Origin of the sequence: Sediminimonas qiaohouensis DSM 21189, from assembly GCF_000423645.1 — a bacterium.
Lineage (GTDB): Bacteria > Pseudomonadota > Alphaproteobacteria > Rhodobacterales > Rhodobacteraceae > Sediminimonas > Sediminimonas qiaohouensis.
Genome location: NZ_AUIJ01000002.1, coordinates 1 through 18,976 on the forward strand (window position 1 = coordinate 1; position 18,976 = coordinate 18,976).

General features: G+C 63.9%; 17 protein-coding genes. 8 read left to right on the top strand and 9 right to left on the bottom strand.

Features of this window, described 5'->3' with window-relative positions; translation table 11 throughout:
- Positions 1-152 precede the first annotated feature (152 nt).
- The 5 genes from G568_RS0102315 (at position 153) to gph (ending at position 4,239) form a co-directional block, all read left to right on the top strand.
- A complete protein-coding gene (locus G568_RS0102315; protein ID WP_026756535.1) occupies positions 153-1,538 on the top strand; it encodes a ribulose-bisphosphate carboxylase in 1,386 nt (461 codons plus the stop codon).
- A 61-nt stretch (positions 1,539-1,599) separates the two neighbouring features.
- A complete protein-coding gene (gene rpe, locus G568_RS0102320) occupies positions 1,600-2,289 on the top strand; it encodes a ribulose-phosphate 3-epimerase (protein ID WP_026756536.1) in 690 nt (229 codons plus the stop codon).
- Positions 2,289-3,026 (top strand): HAD family hydrolase, encoded by a 738-nt coding sequence (locus tag G568_RS18015; protein WP_051202600.1) that lies wholly within the window; start codon positions 2,289-2,291, stop codon positions 3,024-3,026. The genes rpe and G568_RS18015 overlap by 1 nt, the downstream gene beginning before the upstream one ends.
- Positions 3,017-3,571 carry a thioredoxin family protein gene (locus G568_RS0102330; RefSeq protein WP_026756537.1) on the top strand — a complete coding sequence of 185 codons (555 nt, stop codon included), beginning with the start codon at positions 3,017-3,019 and terminating at the stop codon, positions 3,569-3,571. The genes G568_RS18015 and G568_RS0102330 overlap by 10 nt, the downstream gene beginning before the upstream one ends.
- The gene (gph, locus tag G568_RS0102335) at positions 3,568-4,239 is read left to right on the top strand and encodes a phosphoglycolate phosphatase (protein ID WP_037373540.1); all 672 of its coding nucleotides are present in this window, start codon (positions 3,568-3,570) and stop codon (positions 4,237-4,239) included. The genes G568_RS0102330 and gph overlap by 4 nt, the downstream gene beginning before the upstream one ends.
- A 52-nt stretch (positions 4,240-4,291) precedes the next feature.
- Here gph and G568_RS0102340 read toward each other — a convergent pair whose 3' ends face one another.
- From G568_RS0102340 to G568_RS0102370, 7 genes are all read right to left on the bottom strand, one after another.
- Entirely contained in the window at positions 4,292-5,080 is a 789-nt protein-coding gene (locus tag G568_RS0102340) for an FAD binding domain-containing protein (protein ID WP_026756539.1), read from the bottom strand.
- Between the two features lie 12 nt (positions 5,081-5,092).
- Positions 5,093-7,456, bottom strand: a complete 2,364-nt coding sequence (locus tag G568_RS0102345; RefSeq protein WP_026756540.1) for a xanthine dehydrogenase family protein molybdopterin-binding subunit — start codon at positions 7,454-7,456, stop codon at positions 5,093-5,095.
- Positions 7,457-7,571: 115 nt separating this feature from the next.
- Positions 7,572-8,057: a (2Fe-2S)-binding protein gene (locus tag G568_RS0102350; RefSeq protein WP_026756541.1), complete on the bottom strand. Its 486-nt coding sequence runs from the start codon at positions 8,055-8,057 to the stop codon at positions 7,572-7,574.
- A 126-nt stretch (positions 8,058-8,183) separates the two neighbouring features.
- Entirely contained in the window at positions 8,184-9,215 is a 1,032-nt protein-coding gene (locus tag G568_RS0102355; RefSeq protein WP_026756542.1) for a molybdopterin-binding protein, read from the bottom strand.
- On the bottom strand, positions 9,212-10,168 hold the full coding sequence (locus G568_RS0102360) for an XdhC family protein (protein WP_026756543.1): 957 nt from the start codon (positions 10,166-10,168) through the stop codon (positions 9,212-9,214). The genes G568_RS0102355 and G568_RS0102360 overlap by 4 nt, the downstream gene beginning before the upstream one ends.
- A gap of 359 nt (positions 10,169-10,527) precedes the next feature.
- Entirely contained in the window at positions 10,528-11,781 is a 1,254-nt protein-coding gene (locus G568_RS0102365; RefSeq protein ID WP_026756544.1) for a vWA domain-containing protein, read from the bottom strand.
- Positions 11,782-11,852: 71 nt separating this feature from the next.
- Complete coding sequence (locus G568_RS0102370; RefSeq protein ID WP_026756545.1) at positions 11,853-12,446, bottom strand: lytic transglycosylase domain-containing protein; 594 nt, start codon at positions 12,444-12,446, stop codon at positions 11,853-11,855.
- A gap of 180 nt (positions 12,447-12,626) precedes the next feature.
- Here G568_RS0102370 and ssb point away from each other — a divergent pair, with 180 nt between their 5' ends.
- The 3 genes from ssb (at position 12,627) to G568_RS0102385 (ending at position 15,935) form a co-directional block, all read left to right on the top strand.
- Positions 12,627-13,106: a single-stranded DNA-binding protein gene (ssb, locus tag G568_RS0102375; protein WP_026756546.1), complete on the top strand. Its 480-nt coding sequence runs from the start codon at positions 12,627-12,629 to the stop codon at positions 13,104-13,106.
- 157 nt (positions 13,107-13,263) lie between these two features.
- Entirely contained in the window at positions 13,264-15,084 is a 1,821-nt protein-coding gene (gene typA, locus G568_RS0102380; protein ID WP_026756547.1) for a translational GTPase TypA, read from the top strand.
- A gap of 284 nt (positions 15,085-15,368) precedes the next feature.
- Positions 15,369-15,935 (top strand): hypothetical protein, encoded by a 567-nt coding sequence (locus tag G568_RS0102385; protein ID WP_026756548.1) that lies wholly within the window; start codon positions 15,369-15,371, stop codon positions 15,933-15,935.
- Positions 15,936-15,945: 10 nt separating this feature from the next.
- On the opposite strand, the gene G568_RS0102390 is transcribed toward G568_RS0102385, so the two are convergent.
- Together G568_RS0102390 and alaS are read right to left on the bottom strand one after the other, a co-directional pair.
- On the bottom strand, positions 15,946-16,233 hold the full coding sequence (locus tag G568_RS0102390) for a DUF1330 domain-containing protein (RefSeq protein ID WP_026756549.1): 288 nt from the start codon (positions 16,231-16,233) through the stop codon (positions 15,946-15,948).
- Between the two features lie 3 nt (positions 16,234-16,236).
- Positions 16,237-18,903, bottom strand: coding sequence for an alanine--tRNA ligase (gene alaS / locus G568_RS0102395; protein WP_026756550.1), 2,667 nt, complete (start codon positions 18,901-18,903; stop codon positions 16,237-16,239).
- Positions 18,904-18,976 lie beyond the last annotated feature (73 nt).

Sequence of the window (18,976 nt, forward strand, 5' to 3'; positions counted from 1 at the left end):
ACCGGTTCGAACGCTTCGGCGCCGCCGGCCAGGCCAGCCGCATCAAACCCATCCCCCTCGACGACATGGCCGAGCGATACGCAAAGGGCACGTTGGCCCCGCGCATCCCCGCATCCAAAGCCGCCTGAAACCACCCCAAGGAGGAATTAGAAATGGACCAGTCAAACCGCTACGCCGACCTGACCCTGAGCGAGGCCGATCTTATGTCGGCAGGCAATCATGTACTTGTCGCCTATCACATGCGCCCGAAAACCGGATACGGATACCTGGCAACCGCCGCGCATTTCGCCGCCGAAAGCTCGACCGGGACGAATGTCGATGTCTCGACCACCGATGATTTCACGCGCGGGGTCGATGCGCTTGTCTACGAGATCGACGAGGCGAACGAGCTGATGAAGATCGCCTATCCGGTCGATCTGTTCGATCGCAACATCACCGACGGGCGGGCGATGATCTGCTCGTTTCTGACCCTTGCCATTGGCAACAACCAGGGCATGGGTGACGTGGAATATGCCAAGATGCACGATTTCTGGGTGCCGCCCGCGTTCTTGCGTCTGTTCGATGGGCCCTCGACCACGATCAGCGATCTGTGGCGCGTTCTGGGCCGGCCCCACGTCGATGGCGGCTTCATCGTCGGCACCATCATCAAGCCAAAGCTGGGCCTGCGTCCCAAACCCTTTGCCGATGCGTGCCATGACTTCTGGCTGGGCGGCGATTTCATCAAGAATGATGAGCCGCAGGGCAATCAGACATTTGCGCCGCTCAAGCAGACGATCCCGCTGGTTGCGGACGCGATGCGCCGGGCACAGGATGCCACCGGCGAGGCCAAGCTGTTCTCGGCCAATATCACCGCCGATGACCACCACGAGATGCTGGCACGCGCGGAGTTCATCCTTGAGACCTTTGCCGAGAACGCCGATCACGTTGCGTTCCTGGTTGATGGCTACGTTACCGGCCCGGCGGCGATCACCACCGCGCGGCGCAGTTTCCCGCGCCAGTACCTGCATTATCACCGGGCCGGGCACGGAGCCGTGACCTCGCCCCAATCCATGCGCGGCTACACCGCGTTCGTTCTGTCGAAAATGGCCCGGATGCAGGGCGCAAGCGGCATTCACACCGGCACCATGGGCTTTGGCAAGATGGAAGGCGAAGCCGCCGACAAGCTGATGGCCTACATGATCACCGATGACAGCGCCGATGGCCCCTATTTCCATCAGGAATGGGCCGGAATGGGGCCGACCACGCCGATCATCTCCGGCGGCATGAACGCGCTGCGCATGCCCGGCTTCTTCGGTAACCTGGGGCATTCCAACCTGATCCTGACCGCCGGCGGCGGCGCGTTCGGGCATATCGACGGGGCCGCGGCGGGGGCCACCTCGCTCAGGCAGGCCGAGGAATGCTGGAAGCAAAGCGCCGACCCGCTGGAGTTTGCCAAGGATCACAAGGAGTTCGCCCGCGCCTTTGAAAGCTTCCCGCAGGACGCCGACGCGCTCTACCCCGAATGGCGCAAGGCATTGCGGCTCAACTCCGCCGCCTGACCTCCCCCCGGCGCGGGGCGGCTTGCCGGGTCGCCCCGCGCCAAAAACAAGGACAATCCCCATGCCCAAACGACAAGACATCAAGATCGCACCGTCGATCCTTTCGGCCGACTTCGCGGATTTCGGGGCCGAGATCCGGGCGATCGAATCGCAGGGCGCCGACTGGGTGCATGTGGACGTGATGGACGGCCACTTCGTGCCCAACCTCACCTTCGGCCCGCCCGCGGTGGCGGCGTTCCGGCGGCATGTGACCACGGTGATGGACGTGCACCTGATGATCGCGCCGGTGGACCCGTATATCGAGGCGTTCGCGCAGGCCGGCGCCGATATCCTGACCGCGCATCTGGAGGCGGGTCCGCACATTCACCGCACGTTGCAGGCGATCCGCGCGGCGGGGTGCAAGGCGGGCCTTGCGCTCAATCCCGGCACCCCGGCCGAGGCGGTGGCGCCGCTTCTGGACATGGTCGATCTGGTCTGCGTGATGACGGTGAACCCCGGCTTTGGCGGGCAATCGTTTCTGGACCTGACGGACAAGGTGCGCACCCTGCGCGCCCTGATCGGCGATCGTCCCGTGCATATCGAGATCGACGGCGGCGTCACCCCCGACACCGCACCGCTGGTCGCGGCCGCCGGAGCGGACGTTCTGGTCGCCGGATCGGCGGTGTTCAAGGGCGGCTCCGTCTCGGACCCGGACCCCTATGGCACCAATATCCGCGCCATCCGAAAGGCGGCACAGGGCGCGATCGGGTGATGAACACGGTGGAATTGAATCCGCTAACGGCGCTGATCTTCGACGTTGACGGCACCCTTTCCGAGACGGAAGAGCTGCACCGCCACGCCTTCAACGCCGCCTTCAAGGCGTCGGGCCTTGATTGGCATTGGACGATACCGCTCTATCGTGCGCTGTTGATGACGACGGGCGGCAAGGAACGCATCCGCGCATATATCCAGAATCACGCGCCCGGCGATGCGCTGAGCCCCGACCAGATTGCACAGCTTCACGCCGACAAGACCCGGCGCTATGGCACCATGGTCGCGCAGGGACACATCGCCCTGCGCCCCGGGATCGCGGGGCTGATTGCGCAGGCGCGCGCGGAAGGGCTGCATATCGCAATCGCGACAACTACCAGTAGGAGCAACGTTGATGCCTTGATCCGCGCCACGTTCAAGCAGCCAGCCGCGCATGTTTTCGACGTGATCGCCGCCGGGGACGAGGTGGCCAACAAGAAACCTGCACCGGACGTCTATAACCTTGCGCTGCGCCGGCTGGGCCTCCTGCCCACGCAGGCCCTGGCGCTTGAGGATAGTCGCAACGGCCTGTTGTCGGCGCACCGGGCCGGGATCGCTTGCGTCGTATCGCCGGGGCCCTATACGCTAGGGCAGGACTTCGCGCTTGCACGCGCGGTGTTGGACTCGTTTGCCGATCTACGGCTGTCCGACTGGCAGCAGCCGGGCACAAAACACACAAGGAGGATGGAATGGCCGTGACGCCCCCTGTTTGCGATTTCGACTGGCCCGCGCCGGACTTCACCCTGCCCGGCACGGACGGGCGCAGCTATGGCTTGGCGGACATAGCGGGCAAAAACGGCACGCTGATCATGTTCATTTGCAACCACTGCCCTTACGTCCTGGCGGTCCTCGACAGGATCATCCGCGATGCGCGGGAGTTGCAGGACCATGACATCGGCGTGGCGGCGATCTGTGCCAATGATGCAAACACACATCACGACGATAGCTTTGACAATATGAAGGCGCTTGCCGAAGCGCGCGGGCTCCCCTTTCCCTACCTTCATGACGAGAACCAGGCAGTGGCGCGGGCCTATGGTGCGGCCTGCACGCCCGATTTTTTCGGGTTCAACGCGGATCTTGGCCTGCAATACCGGGGACGGCTGGATGCATCGGGGCGCAACCCGGCGCCGGCGGACGCGCCGCGCGAATTGTACGAGGCAATGGTACAAGTTGCACAAACCGGGCGTGGCCCGGCCGAGCAAACGCCCTCGATGGGCTGCTCAATCAAATGGAAAGCAGCATGAGCGCAATCGTCTTCGACCTTGACGGCACCCTGATCGACAGCGCGCCGGATATCCGCATCATCGCCAATACCGTGCTGGGCAAGCGGGATTTGCCACCCCTGACCATGACACAAACGCGCAGTTTCATTGGCCACGGCGCTGGCCACTTCGTCGCGCAGATGATGGCCGCGAACGGGTTTGATCGCGCATCGACCGGATTTGACGCCACGCACGCAATCCTGCTGGCAGAGTTCACATCGCTCTACGAGACGACGTTCGAGGCAACAACGCTCTATCCAGGCGTTGCAGACACGCTCGACATACTGGCGGGGCTTGGCTACCGTCTTGGCCTGTGCACCAACAAGCCCGCGCTGGCGACACAGGCCGTGCTAAAGCACTTCGGCCTGCAAGACATGTTCGCGGCGGTTGTGGGCGGTGACACGCTGCCGGAGAAAAAGCCCGATCCCGCGCCGCTCAAGCTGGCCTTCGACAAGCTGGGCGCAGGGGCGCACGCCTATGTCGGCGACAGCGAAGTGGATGCCGACACCGCGCAAGCGGCCGGCATCCCCTTTGCCCTCTTTACCGAAGGGTATCGAAAATCGCCCGTCGACGCGCTACCGCACATGGTGCGCTTTGACGATTTCAGCGCCCTGCCCGGCCTGATGCAACGTCTCAAGGGCGCCGCTTAGCCCCCCCGGGGGGGGGCCGCCGACCCGTCGCCGGCGCCCCCTGAGCGCGGCGTTACCCTGCCGCAGCCACCGCGCGCTTGGTCAGCACACCGACCAGATGCGCCCGATACGCGGCAGACCCGTGCAGGTCCGCGATCATCCCGTCCGCACTGACGCTCAGCCCTTCCACCGCGGAGGGCGAGAAATCCGACGACAGCGCTTTCTCGGCTTCGCCCCAACGGAACACCCCCTCTTCCGAGGCGCCGGTGACCGCAACGCGCACGCCATCTTTGAGCTTCGCCACGAACACCCCCACAAGGGCAAATCGCGAGGCGGGTTGCTCGAACTTCTGGTAGTTCGCGGCCTGCGGAATGGGGAACCGCACCTCGGTGATGATCTCACCATCTTCAAGGGCGTTGGTGAACATCCCCTCAAAGAAGTCGTCGGCGGCAATCTCGCGGTTGCTGGTCACAACCGTCGCGCCCGATCCCAGCACGGCGGCGGGGTAGCAGGCCGATGGGTCGTTATTCGCCAGGCTACCGCCGATCGTGCCGCGGTTGCGCACGGCCGGGTCACCGATATGGCGCGCCAATTCGGCCAGTGCGGGATAATCGCCAGCCTCGCGTTCCACCGTGGCATGCGGTGTCGCGCCCCCGACGACAAGCTCGCCCGCGGCGTTCTTACCTACGCCCTTCATTTCCGCAATGCCGCTCAGACTGACCAGCTTGGCCGGCATCGCCAGGCGTTGTTTCATCGTCGGGATCAACGTCTGCCCGCCGCCAAGTGCCTGCGCCTCTTCGGTGCCAAGGGCCTCGACCGCCTCCTTGATGCTGGAGGGCTTCACGAAGTCGAAATTATACATGGGAATGCCTCCTCAAGCGTTCATGGCCTGCCACACGCGCGACGGCGAGAGCGGCATATCGATATGGGTGAGGTCGTGTCCGCCGCTACGCAACGCGTTAACCACCGCGTTGACAACAGCCGGCGGGCTGCCGATGGCTCCTGCCTCGCCGCAGCCCTTCACCCCCAACGGGTTGTGCGTGCACGGTGTCTGGCACGAATGATCCACCTGGTAGAACGGCACATCATCGGCGCGCGGCATGGCATAGTCCATGTAAGAGCCGGTAATAAGCTGTCCGTTCTCGTCGTAAGCGCATCCTTCAAGAAGCGCCTGACCGATACCCTGACCAATCCCGCCATGCACCTGCCCGTCAACGATCATCGGGTTGATTATGTTGCCGAAATCGTCTGCAGCGGCGAACCGTTCGATCGTGACCTTGCCGGTCTCCGGGTCCACCTCGACCTCGCAGGCATACGCGCCCGAGGGATAGGTGAAGTTGCTGGGGTCATAGAACGCGGTCTCTTCCAGCCCGGGTTCGATATCCTCCAGCGGGTAGTTGTGCGGCACATAGGCGGCCAGGGTCACGTCGCCCCAAGCGACCGACTTGTCGGTGCCCGCAACGGTGAACTGACCATCCTTCAGCTCGATATCGGCCTCGCTTGCCTCCATCAGGTGCGCGGCGATCTTCTTGGCCTTGTTGATTACCTTCTCGGTGGCGCGCACCATCGCGCTGCCCCCGACCGCAAGGCTCCGCGAGCCATAGGTGCCCATCCCCATCGGCACCCGGGCGGTATCGCCGTGCACGATGTCGATCATCGACTCGTCAATGCCCAGCATATCGGCAACCACCTGGGGAAAGGCGGTCTCATGCCCCTGCCCGTGGCTGTGACTGCCGGTCATCACGCTGATCGATCCGGTCGCGTTGACACGAACCGTGGCGCTTTCATAAAGGCCCGCGCGTGCGCCAAGCTGTCCCACAAGGTTGCTGGGTGCGATGCCGCACGCTTCGATATAGGTATTCACACCCAAGCCCCGCAGACGTCCGCGCGCCGCGGACTCCTTGCGCCGCGCCTCGAACCCGGACAGATCGGCGATCTCTTCCAGCTTGTCCATCGTGGCGTGATAATCACCCGTGTCATAGGCCACGGCCACCGGCGTTTCATACGGGAACTCGGTGATGAAATTCTTGCGCCGCAACTCGATCGGGTCCACGCCCAATTCGATCGCGGCCTTGTCGATCACCCGCTCAAGCTGAAAGGTCGCCTCGGGACGGCCCGCGCCGCGATAGGCATCGACCGGCACCGTGTTGGTGAACACCGCTTTCACGTTCACGTAAATCAGCGGCGTCTTGTAGTTGCCCGCCATCAATGTCCCATGCAGCCATGTCGGAACCGACGGCGCAAAGGTACTCAGGTATGCGCCCATGTTGGCATAGGTGTCCGTCCGCAACGCGGTGAAATTGTTGTCCGCATCCAGGGCAAGCTCGATCTTGGTCACGTGGTCGCGGCCATGTGCATCCGACATGAACGCCTCGGACCGTGACGCCGTCCATTTGACCGGCCGCGCCAGTGCCCGCGCCGCAAAGGTACAGAACGCCTCTTCAGCATAATGAAAGATCTTGGTGCCAAAGCCGCCGCCGACATCCGGCGCCACGACGCGCAGCTTATGCTCGGGTATACCCAGCACGAACGCCCCCATCAGCAGCCGGATTACGTGCGGGTTCTGGCTGGTGGTATAGAGCGTGCTTTCATCGGTGGCGCGGGCATAGTCGCCCACGGCCACGCGCGGCTCCATCGGGTTGGCGATCAGGCGGTTGTTGACCAGCTCCAGCGTGGTCACATGCGCAGCCTTCTCAAACGCCTCGTCGACCGCTGGCTTGTTTTCCTCGACAAACCCCCAGTCGTAGCAAAGGTTGCTCTCCAGGTCGTCATGTACCTTGGGCGCGTCGGGCTGGACCGCCTTTTTCATGTCGATCACGGCCGGTAACTCGTCTATATCATACTCGATTGCTTCCGCCGCGTCGCGGGCCTTCGCGGCCGTCTCGGCCACTACCGCCGCGATGGGATCACCAACATGACGCACCTTGCCTTGGGCCAGCACCGGATGCGCTGGTTCCTGCATGGGCTGGCCATGCTTGTCGGTCACCTGCCACCCGCAAGGCAGACCGCCGACGCCGTCGAAATCCGCGCCGGTAAAGATGCGCACGACCCCGGGCATCGCCTCGGCCGCCGATGTGTCCACCTTGTTGATTTTCCCATGCGCCACGTCCGAGCGCAGGAAATGCACATAAGCCTGACCGCGTAGATTGATGTCGTCGGTGTAATTCCCGACCCCGGTCAAAAACCGTTCGTCCTCGCGCCGCTTGCTGCTGGCGCCGATTCCATGATCCTTTGGCATTTCAATTCCTCCCTGAATAAACGGCGGGCCTTATTGTGTCGCCCTGCCCTTCATCTTGCCAAAAATACTCAACCGCCTCGCCCGCCTTTTCGCGCACGGCTGGCGGTATTGCGTGCTACTCGGCCGCGAGCGCGCTCACCTCCTGGCCACTGGCGGCCATGATCGCCTTGACGATGTTGTGATAGCCGGTGCAGCGGCAAATGTTTCCCTCAAGGTACTCGCGCACCTCGGCCTCGGTCGGCTTGGGCGTATCGCGCAGCAAGGCCGCGGCCGACATCACCATGCCAGGCGTGCAGAACCCGCATTGCAGGCCGTGGTGTTCCTTGAACGCCTCCTGCACCCGGTCCAGCGTACCATCGGGCGCCGCCATACCTTCGATCGTGGTCACCTCGGCGCCGTCGGCTTCAGCCGCCAGCATCGTGCAGGCCTTGACCGCCTGTCCGTCCACATGGACAACGCAGGCCCCGCACTGGCTGGTATCACAGCCGACATGGGTGCCGGTCAGGTTCAAATCTTCGCGCAAAAATTGAACTAGCAGCGTGCGCCCCTCGACCTCGCCGGACGCGGGTTTGCCGTTCACGGTCATCGTGACCTCTGGCATGGTCTTCCTCCCTGGATTTATATTTGGAACAATAATCTAGAGTTAAGCATGCAGGTGTCCACTTGAGAAGGGGGCAATTGGTACATTGATAAACAATCGCCGACCACGCCGCGCCGCCGGGCGGGCCTAGGTGTCGGTGTTTCCTGATCCTTTTCGCGGCATCGGGCGCGTGGGCATTTCCTTGAGAAGACCGCCCACACCCATTTCCGCGATCTCTCTGGAATTGGGAGGCAGGCCGCAGGCGACGCGGGCCAGCATCCAGTCCGCGCCGTGCAGCACCGAGGACCGCGCACTGCCGGGCAGACCGATCACCGGGCGGGCGCCAAGCGCGCCCAGAAACAGCAGATTTCCGGGGTCCACGGGAATGCCGAACCGCTCAAGCTGCCCCCCGGCGGCGCGCAGGGCTGCGGGTGCGACATCGCGCGCATCCGAGGTCGCGGTGGCGGTCAGGATCAGGATCATATCACCCCGGGCCTGCGTGATCGCATCGGCCAGCGCCCGCGTCTCGTGGGGCACTCGAAGGGTTTCCCGCAAGGTCATGCCCAGCATGTCCAGCCGCCCGCGCACGGCCCGGCGCCCCTTGTCCGCCAGCTTGGCCGCCGGCCCCTCATCGACGGCCCCGGGCGCGTCGGTCAGGATCAGGGTCGCGTCGCGGTGGACCGGGGGCTGCACCCGCAAGGCGCCTGCCGCGGCGGTGCAGGCTTTCTCCAAACGGTCCATCGCAACCGCGTAGGAGATGATCTTGACCGTGGCGACCATCCCGTCGGGGCGGACCTGCCGCCACGGCGGGACGGTGGCAAGGGTGATCCCGGGATCGACCTGGTTCACGGCGACGATCGCGGCGGGGGTCATCACCACGATGCCGGCGGAATCAGCCATCAGGTTGACGCGGCCGGTGGCGGCGCCGCTCAGGCGCAAGTGGGCCTGCTCGGGGTCCGGCACGAGGGCACGTCCCAGGCGAAGGGCCGCCTCATCCTCGTGGACATCACCGGGGTCGAGGCGGGCGACGGTGACACCGTCATACCCGGCATGAGAAAGCGCGGCGAGGTGATCGGCCTCTAGGGTCAACCCCTTTCGCAGCCGACCGCCGGGGAGCGAGACGGAATGCGCAAGGATCGCGTCCTGAGCGTCCCACAGTGAAACGCGACCAAACTTCATTTCATTCTCAATATCTTAACTGCCTCGCCAAGGATTGATAAACCAATTTCCGCAGGGCCAGCCGCGCCAATATCGAGGCCGACAGGGCCGTGAATACGCGCGATGGCGTCATCATCGTGACCTGCCGCGCGCAACCGCTCGACCCGCGCCGCGTGGGTGCGGGTGGAGCCGAGCGCGCCGATATAGAACACCTCGGACGAAAGCGCCCGCTCCAGCGCGGGATCGTCCAGCTTGGGATCGTGGGTGAGCAGAACCAGCGCGGTGCGCGCGTCGAGGCCAAGCGCATCCAGCGCCTCGTCGGGCCAGTCGCGCACGATCCGTTCGCCGGGAAAGCGGGCCTCGGTGGCGAAGCTGTCGCGCGGGTCGATGATGATCGGATCAAAGCCCACGATCCGCGCCATCGGCACCAGCGCCTGCGCGATATGCACCGCGCCGATGACGATCATCCGCAAGGGCGGGTTATGAATGGCGATGAACTGCCGCTCGCCATCCTCGAACCCGGAGCGGTCGAGGCGGAAGCGGTCGGGGTATCCCCGATCGGTCAGGCTTCGGGCGCCGGTTTGCATGTCCACCACGTAGGCGACAGCGCGGCGCACGGCGCGAGCGGCAACCAGATCCTCAAGCAGATCAGCGGGCATAACGCTGCCAACGGGTTCCACCAGGACGCGAATCGTGCCGCCGCAGGCCAGACCCACGGCAAAGGCGTCGCCATCGCTAACGCCGAACTCCAGCAGCCGCTGCTCGCCCTCTTCGAGGGCCTCGAGCGCCTCGACCACGACCGCGCCTTCGACGCAGCCGCCGGAAACGGAGCCTTCGATCTCGCCCTCGCCGGAAATGGCCAGTTGGCTGCCGACGCGGCGCGGGGCGCTGCCCCATGTTTCCACCACGGTGGCCAGCGCGGCGCCCTTGCCCGCCTTGTGCCAATCCAACGCAATCTCGGGTGTGTTGTCCATTGATGGCTCTCCCCTGGCTGCGCCCTCGCGCGTATCATCCGCCGGATGGCCGTCAATTGCAAACGGCCACTCCAGAGGGTGGAGCGCCTTGTGTGGAGGGCAAGGGGGTTGGGGGCTTTGCCCCCGCCGCGCCGGTGGCGCGTCTCCCCCAGGATATTTGGGGCCAGAAGAAACCGGGTAAAGCAGGGGCGTGGGGGGTGTTCCGCTGGCGCGGCGGCTGTTGATCCGCGTCCCGTCACCCTATCGAGTCGCGCGAAGGCCAGTGCGACGAAGCCAAGCCCGCGCCGAGGAGCAGACCTCTGCCGAACATCAGGACCGAGCATGTTCCGATGGCCAGCAGTATGGGTACGTGTCGGTGATCAGATCATGGCCATCAGGCGGGCCTTTTCGCCGCTGTCGCGGCTATCGGAAATAGCGCGGGCCAGGTCTTCGAGGCTAGCGATGGAATGGCCGGCGCGGAACGCGTCGACATGGGGCAGCATGGCAGAGATGCCGCGCGCCTTGGGTGCGAAGCCATCCCAGCGGAGCAATGGGTTGAGCCAGATCAGGCGGCGCGCGCTGAGGTGCAGGCGCTCCATCTCGCGGGCGAGATCGGCGCTATCGTCGCGGTCGAGGCCGTCGGTAATAAGCAGCACCACCGCCCCCTGCCCCATCACCCGGCGCGACCAGTCGCGGTTGAACTCGTGCAGGCAGGAGCCGATGCGGGTGCCCCCCTCCCAATCCTGCGCCTCGGCGCCGGCGGCGGTGAGCGCCTGATCGACATCGCGCGCGGCTAGATGGCGGGTGATATTGGTCAGCCGGGTGCCGAAGGTGAAGGCGTGTACCTTGGCCCAGCCGGCGCCTTTTTCATTGGCGACGGCATGGAGAAAATGCAGGACCATGCGGCTATACTGCGACATCGAGCCGGAGATATCGCAAAGCACCACAAGGTTGGGCCAACGCAGACGGGGCCGTTTGAGCGCGATCTTCTGCACCTCGCCGCCACGCCGCATGGCCAAGCGCATCGTGCGGCGCTGATCAACCAGGGCGCCACGCGTACTGGCCATCGCGCGGCGGGAGGGCAGCGGCTTGACCGGCAGCGACAGACGGGCGAGCATGCGCTTGGCCTGCGCGATTTCATCGGTGCTCATTTGCTCAAAGTCCAGCGTCTTGAGGCGTTCCTCGGCCGAGATGGTCATCGAGGCGTCGACCTCAATCTTGGTTTCTTCCTCGGGGGTGTCCTCGGGGGCGGGCATGTCGCGGTCGGCATCCCCCAACAGCGCTTGCGCGGCGCGCTTCTCGGCGGCTTGCGCGCTGCGTTCTTCCTGTACACCGCGGATGGCGGGCAGCATCATCGACATCATGTGTTCCATGAACCGCGGATCGCGCCAGTAGAGGCGGAAGACCTGATCGTAGATCTGGCGGTGCTCGGGGCGGTTGACGAAACAGGCGTGCAGCGTCCAGTAGAAATCGCGCCGGTTGGTGAACCCGGCCACTTGCAGCGCGCGCACCGCGTCCATCACGCGGCCCGGCCCGATAGGCAGCCCGGCCTTGCGCAGTGCGCGGGCGAAATGCGCGACGTTTTCAATCAGGCGCGGGTTGTCCGGCAATTCAAGCGGCAGGTATTCCGGCATCGGGTGTCCTGTTCAGCGGTTCTGCGCCAGCCTGCACCCGCACGCGGATTTGTCCAGCCCTGACGCTGCAATCAGCCACTGGCGCCCCAGATCACACGCACGTAATTGCGCGTCTCGTTGTAGGGGGGTACGCCGTTGTGGCGCTGCACCGCCTCGGGGCCGGCGTTGTAGGCGGCAAGCGCCAGCCGCCACGAGGCGAACCGTTTGTATTGCTGCGCAAGGTAGCGGGCACCGCCATCGAGGTTCTGATAAGGGTCTTCGGGATCTACGCCAAGGCGCCGTGCGGTATCTGGCATAAGCTGCGCCAGGCCAAGCGCCCCCTTGTGCGAAACCGCACGCGGATTGAACCCCGATTCCTGCTGCACCAAGCGCAGGAACAGATCGGCGGGAACGCCGTGGCGCATCGCGGCGCTGCGCGCCATGTCAAGGTACGGGCCATCATAGCGACCCTTGTAGGGCTTTGCGCTTCCCCATTTTGTCGGCGTGACAACGCGTGGCGCGGCAAGGCGAACCTTGTCCGCCTTCTTGGTCGCGTTGCGCTTGTCCAGAACGCTGGTTTGCCCCTGGAAAAGGGCCATGCGGGAACTGGACGCCGTGTCAGCGCCGCCTGCGCCGACAGAGGCCAAGACAAACAGACCCGCGAAAACAGAAACCCCGATACGCATGTGTCCCCCAATCATGCATCCGAGCGCGTAGTATAGGCCAAAGCACAGGGATTTTCCAGCCCCGACAGACACCCGCGCGGAAGGCCGAAAAAATTCCGCCGTAGTGAAGAAAGATTAACCTTTCCTTCAGATCGCTGCGGTGGTGTAACCTGTGCACAAAGGATTCGACGGGAGAATGGCATGGCCGGTTCGGTAAACAAGGTAATACTCATCGGCAACCTGGGCCGCGACCCCGAGGTGCGCACGTTCCAGAACGGCGGCAAGGTGTGCAATCTGCGCATCGCCACCTCGGAAAACTGGAAGGATCGCAATACCGGGGAACGGCGCGAGAAAACCGAATGGCATAGCGTTGCCATCTTCTCGGAGCCGCTGGCCCGCGTGGCCGAACAGTATCTGCGCAAGGGTTCCAAGGTCTATCTCGAAGGTCAGCTTGAGACCCGCAAATGGCAGGATCAGAACGGGCAGGATCGGTATAGCACCGAGGTGGTGCTGCGCCCCTACCGCTCGGAATTGACGATGCTGGACGGTCGCGGCGAAGGCGGCGACAGTAGCGGCGGCGCATATGGTGGCGGCCAGAGCGGCGGCGACTATGGCGATCCCGGCCCGCAATCGGGCGGTGGCGCCCCTTCGCGCGATCTGGACGACGAAATTCCGTTCTGATCGGGGGCTGATCTCAGCCCCCGCGCCGGCCTGTGCATGGCCATGGCGCAGCTTTTCACCTTGCGCGGCCCGGTTGGGCCGTGCCTTTGCGCCTTTGCCTCTGGTATTCCGCTGCGATGCGGTATAGGTGGCCGCAAACACCCCCAAAGGACGCACCATGGATCTGCGAAATATCGCCATTATCGCGCATGTTGACCACGGCAAGACAACGCTCGTGGACGAGTTGCTCAAGCAATCGGGCACATACCGCGAGAATCAAGCCACCACCGAACGCGCAATGGACAGCAACGACTTGGAACGTGAGCGCGGCATCACGATCCTGGCCAAGGCCACGTCGGTCGAGTGGAAAGACACCCGCATCAACATCGTCGACACCCCCGGCCACGCCGATTTCGGCGGCGAGGTCGAGCGCATCCTTTCGATGGTCGATGGCGTGTGCCTGCTGGTCGATGCCGCCGAGGGCCCGATGCCGCAGACCAAGTTCGTCACCTCCAAGGCATTGGCCCTGGGCCTGCGCCCGATCGTAGTGCTCAACAAGGTGGACAAGCCCGCCGCAGAGCCCGACCGCGTGTTGAACGAGGTGTTCGACCTGTTCGCCAACCTGGACGCCGACGAGGACCAGCTTGATTTTCCGCATATCTATGCCTCGGCCATCAACGGCTGGGCCGATGCGGATCTGGACGGCCCGCGCAAGGACATGTCGGCGCTATTCAACCTGATCGTCAACCACGTCGCGCAACCCCGCCAGATCAACCACCAGAACGAACCGTTTCGCATGCTGGCAACCACGCTGGGGGCCGATCCGTTCCTGGGCCGGATCCTGACGGGGCGCGTCGAATCGGGCCGGATCAAGGCCGGCGCCACGGTTCAGGCACTCAGCCGCATAGGCCAGAAGATCGAGCAGTTCCGCGTGTCCAAGATCATGGCGTTCCGCGGGTTGGGGCAGCAGGAAATTCCCGAGGCCGTCGCCGGCGACATCGTTAGCCTGGCAGGCATGTCCAAGGCCACGGTTTCCGACACGATCTGCGCACTGGCGGTGGAAGAGCCGATTGAGGCGCAACCGATCGACCCGCCCACCATCACCGTGACCTTCGGCATCAACGACAGCCCGTTGGCCGGCCGCGACGGCAAGAAGGTGCAAAGCCGCGTCATCCGCGAGCGCCTGATGAAAGAGGCGGAATCAAACGTCGCGATCAAGGTGACGGACACCCCCGGCGGCGAGGCGTTCGAGGTGGCCGGGCGCGGCGAATTGCAGATGGGCGTCCTGGTCGAGAACATGCGGCGCGAGGGCTTTGAGCTGTCGATTTCGCGGCCGCAGGTTCTGTTTCGCGAAGACGAGAATGGCAACCGCCTGGAGCCGATCGAAGAAGTCACCATCGACGTGGACGACGAATATTCCGGCGCCGTGATCGAGAAACTGACCGGCCCGCGCAAGGGCGAGCTGGTCGAGATGAAGCCGGCCGGCGCCGGAAAGACGCGGATCGTGGCGCATGTGCCCGCGCGCGGCCTGATCGGGTATCACGGCGAATTCCTGACCGACACGCGCGGCACGGGCGTTCTCAACCGCGTTTTCCATGGCTGGGCGCCGCACAAGGGCTCGATCCCCGGACGGCGGGCCGGCGTTCTGATCTCGATGGAAAACGGTGTGTCGGTGGCCTATGCCCTGTGGAACCTGGAAGAGCGTGGCCGCCTGTTCATCGGCGCGCAAGAGCAGGTTTACCAAGGCATGATCATCGGCGAGCACAGCCGCGAGAACGACCTTGAAGTGAACCCGCTGAAGGGCAAGAAACTGACCAACGTGCGCGCCAGCGGAAGCGACGATGCCGTGCGCCTGACCACGCCCGTCACCTTGTCGCTGGAAGAGGCGATTGCCTATATCAACGACGACGAGCTGGTCGAAGTGACGCCCAATGCCGTTAGACTGCGCAAGCGGTTCCTCGATCCGCACGAGCGCAAGCGCATGTCCAAAACGAGCTGAGCGCGCCACTACCCGGCCCCGCGCGGGCCGGGCTCCCTTCCTGCATCCATATAACTTGTATCTCTGAAACCGACGCCTCGGTTTCAGTGGTAGTGAATGGTCGCCAAATTTTCACCATTTCTGCGCCACAAGTCTGCCGCAATTTTAAACATCCATCTTAGATGTACTATACTAGGGTAGTAATACTAAAGAATAGTATGGTGCACCCTCTGGATGCCTTTGACGCAAGCGATTTCTCTTAAGGCTGACCAGAGCGGAGCGTGGGGTATTAGGAAGGAGTAACCATGATTTTTGTACAAACAGTCAAGACCATCGCACTCGCGGCGGGGCTATCGCTCATGACGACGGCGGCGCCCGCAATTGCCCAAACCGACGGGGACATGGCCGTGGCGATGCCGACGATAGAACGCGTCCGTGGCCAGGGCTACGTTGTATCGCGCATGATCAAGAACCCGCGCGAGGGTCATCTCAAATTGGTCGCGTACAACGAAACGTATGAGCGGCAGCTCACGCTGAACAATTCAGGCAACCTGATGCTTGATCAGAAGCGTCCGTTGGATATCCAGCCGCTTCTTGATCGCAATGGCCGGGTTGTTGTTGATCAGAACGGGCTTCCGGTTCCGGCTTCGGAAGGCGTCCAGGTCAGCAGCAGCAGCGGAAGCAACAGTTCGTCTGGCTCCGGCGGTGGCAGTACTGGCGGTGGCGACACCGGCAGTGGTGGCTCCGGCGGTGGTGGTTCCGGAGGCGATAACGGCAGCGGCGATGGCGACGCCGACGGTGGTGGCATCGGCGTCGGCGCAGGCGTTAGCGTTGGTGGCATCGGCGTCGGCGTTGGTGTCGGCATCGACTGACGACAGGCCGCTATTCCGACGTTTCAACGATCAGTAATTCGCGTTCCGACGCGTCCCGCGCATGGCTTAGCGCCTCTTGGTACGCGTCGGAGCGATAACATTCCTCGGCCGCCTCAACGGAGGGGAATTTCGCGACCACGTTGCGCGGGCGATCCTTGCCTTCCAGCTGTACATAGCGACCGCCGCGGGCGATGAAGTGCCCCCCGTGCGCGGCAATCGCCGGACCGGCCAGCTTGGCATATTTCCCGTAGGCGTCTTCGTCCGTTACCGTGACATGCGCTATCCAAAGTGCGGGCATTGCTTATCCTCCTAGTACGGCCTCGGCGGCCTTGATTGCGGCGTCGGCATTGGCGGCATCGCGCCCCCCGCCCTGCGCCATATCTGGGCGACCGCCGCCGCCCTTGCCTCCCAGTTCGGGCACGGCGGCGCGTACGAGATCCACCGCCGATATCTTGCCGGTCAAATCATCGGTCACGCCTGCCGCCACTGCAGCCTTTCCGCCTGCATCGGCGATTAACAACACAGCGCCCGAGCCAAGCCTTTGTTTGTGCTCGTCAATAAGCGCCGGCAAGTCCTTGCCCGAGATGCCCGACAGCACCTGCGCGACGAATGAAACGCCGTTGACCTGGCGCTGATCAGACACATCGTTCCCCTGCTGACTGCCGCCAGCCATAGCCAATTCGCGACGCATCTGTGCCACTTCGTTGCTCAGCGATTTGCGCTCGCTTTGCAACTGGCGGACCCGCGCCGCCAGGTCATCGGGCACCGCATGCAGTAACCCGGCCAGCTCATCGATGATCGCATAGTGCTTTTGCACATCGACCAGCGCGTCCTGCCCGGTGATGGCCTCGATCCGGCGCACCCCGGCCGAAGAGGCCCCCTCGGACACGATCTTGAACGCACCGATATCGCCGGTCTGGTTTACATGGGTACCACCGCACAGCTCGATCGAATAGGTCTCGCCGTCCAAACCCTTGCCCGTGCCTTCGAGCCGCCCCATCGAGACAACGCGCACCTCGTCGCCGTATTTCTCGCCAAACAGGGCCTGCGCGCCGATGTCGCGCGCGTCATCGGGGCCCATGATCCGGGTCGTGACCGGCGTATTTTGGCGAATGAACGCACTGACTTCCTGCTCCACGCGGGCGCGTTCCTCGGCGTCCAACGGCTTGCTATGGCTGAAATCAAACCGCAAGCGATCGGGCGCATTGAGCGAGCCGCGCTGCGCGACATGTGGCCCGAGTGCCCGGCGCAATGCCTCGTGCAGCAGGTGGGTCGCGGAATGGTTGGCGCGGATCGCGGTGCGCCGATCATGGTCCACCTCCAACTCGGCAAAGCCGCCGACGGCAATCTCGCCTTGCTGCACCTCGGCGAAGTGAATGAAAACACCGGCGGTTTTGCGCGTGTCGGTGATCCGCGCGATGCCGTCCTTGGCGCGCACCTCGCCGCTATCGCCGACCTGCCCGCCGCTTTCGGCATAAAACGGCGTCTGGTTCAGGACGATCTGCACCGTTTCCCCGGACTTCGCCGACTGCACCTCGGCGCCGTCGCGCACGATGGCCAGGATCTGCCCCTCGGCCGTTTCGGTATCGTAGCCCAGGAAATCGGTTGCGCCGTGCTGCTCGGATATGTCGTACCAGATCGCCGCATCGGCCGCCTCGCCCGAGCCGGCCCAGGCGGCGCGCGCCTGCGCCTTTTGTTCGGCCATGGCGGCATCGAACCCTTCAACATCCACGCTGCGCCCCTGCTCGCGCAGCGCGTCCTGCGTCAAATCCAGCGGAAAGCCGTACGTATCATAAAGCTTGAACGCCGCCTTGCCAGGCAGAGCAGCCTCTTGCGGCAGACCCGACAGCTCTTCATCCAGAAGCTTGAGGCCGCGATCCAGCGTTTGCTTGAACCGCGTTTCCTCCAGTTTGAGCGTCTCTTCGATCAAGGGTTGCGCGCGGCCCAGCTCGGGATAGGCGGCGCCCATCTTTTGCACGAGCGCCGGAACGAGCCTGTGCATCAGCGGGTCGCGTTCCCCCAACAGGTGCGCGTGGCGCATCGCGCGCCGCATAATTCGGCGCAGGACATAGCCGCGGCCATCATTGCTGGGCATCACGCCGTCCGCGATCAGGAACGAGGTCGACCGCAGGTGATCGGCGATGACGCGGTGATGCGTCTTGCCGGGGCCGTCGGGATCGGTGTTGGACGCGTCGGCGCTTGCCTCAATCAGGGCGCGCATCATGTCGGTGGCGTAGTTGTCGTTGGTGCCCTGCAACAGGGCCGCGACCCGCTCGATTCCCATGCCGGTATCGATCGATTGATTGGGAAGGTCGCGCCGGGTGCCGTCTTCGAATTGCTCGTACTGCATGAACACCAGGTTCCAGATTTCGACGAACCGGTCGCCGTCCTCTTCGGGGCTGCCCGGAGGTCCGCCCCAATACTGTTCGCCATGATCGAAAAATATCTCCGAGCAAGGGCCGCAGGGGCCGGTCGGCCCCATCATCCAGAAATTGTCATCCGTGGGGATGCGCAGGATTCGATCGTCCGGCAGGCCCGCAACCTTTTTCCACATATCCGCCGCCTCGTCATCGGTATGATAGACGGTGACCAGCAGGCGATCCTTGGGGATTTCCAGTTCCTTGGTGATCAGCTCCCACGCGAAGGGGATCGCTTCGGCCTTGAAGTAGTCGCCGAAGCTGAAATTGCCCAGCATCTCGAAAAACGTGTGATGCCGCGCGGTGTACCCGACATTGTCCAGGTCGTTATGCTTGCCGCCCGCCCGCACGCATTTTTGTGCCGTGGTGGCGCGGGTGTAATCGCGATGCTCGACGCCGGTGAACAGGTTCTTGAACTGAACCATGCCCGAATTGGCGAACATCAGCGTGGGATCGTTGCGCGGGACAAGCGGGCTGGACGGCACGACCTCGTGCCCCTGGCGGTTGAAATACGACAAAAAGGTCGATCGGATATCGTTGAGCGTTGGCATCGCGGGCTCTTTCCGGGCTGATCGGGATTTCCCGTTCGTTTATATCCGCTTGCCCCCGCTGTCCACCGCAACT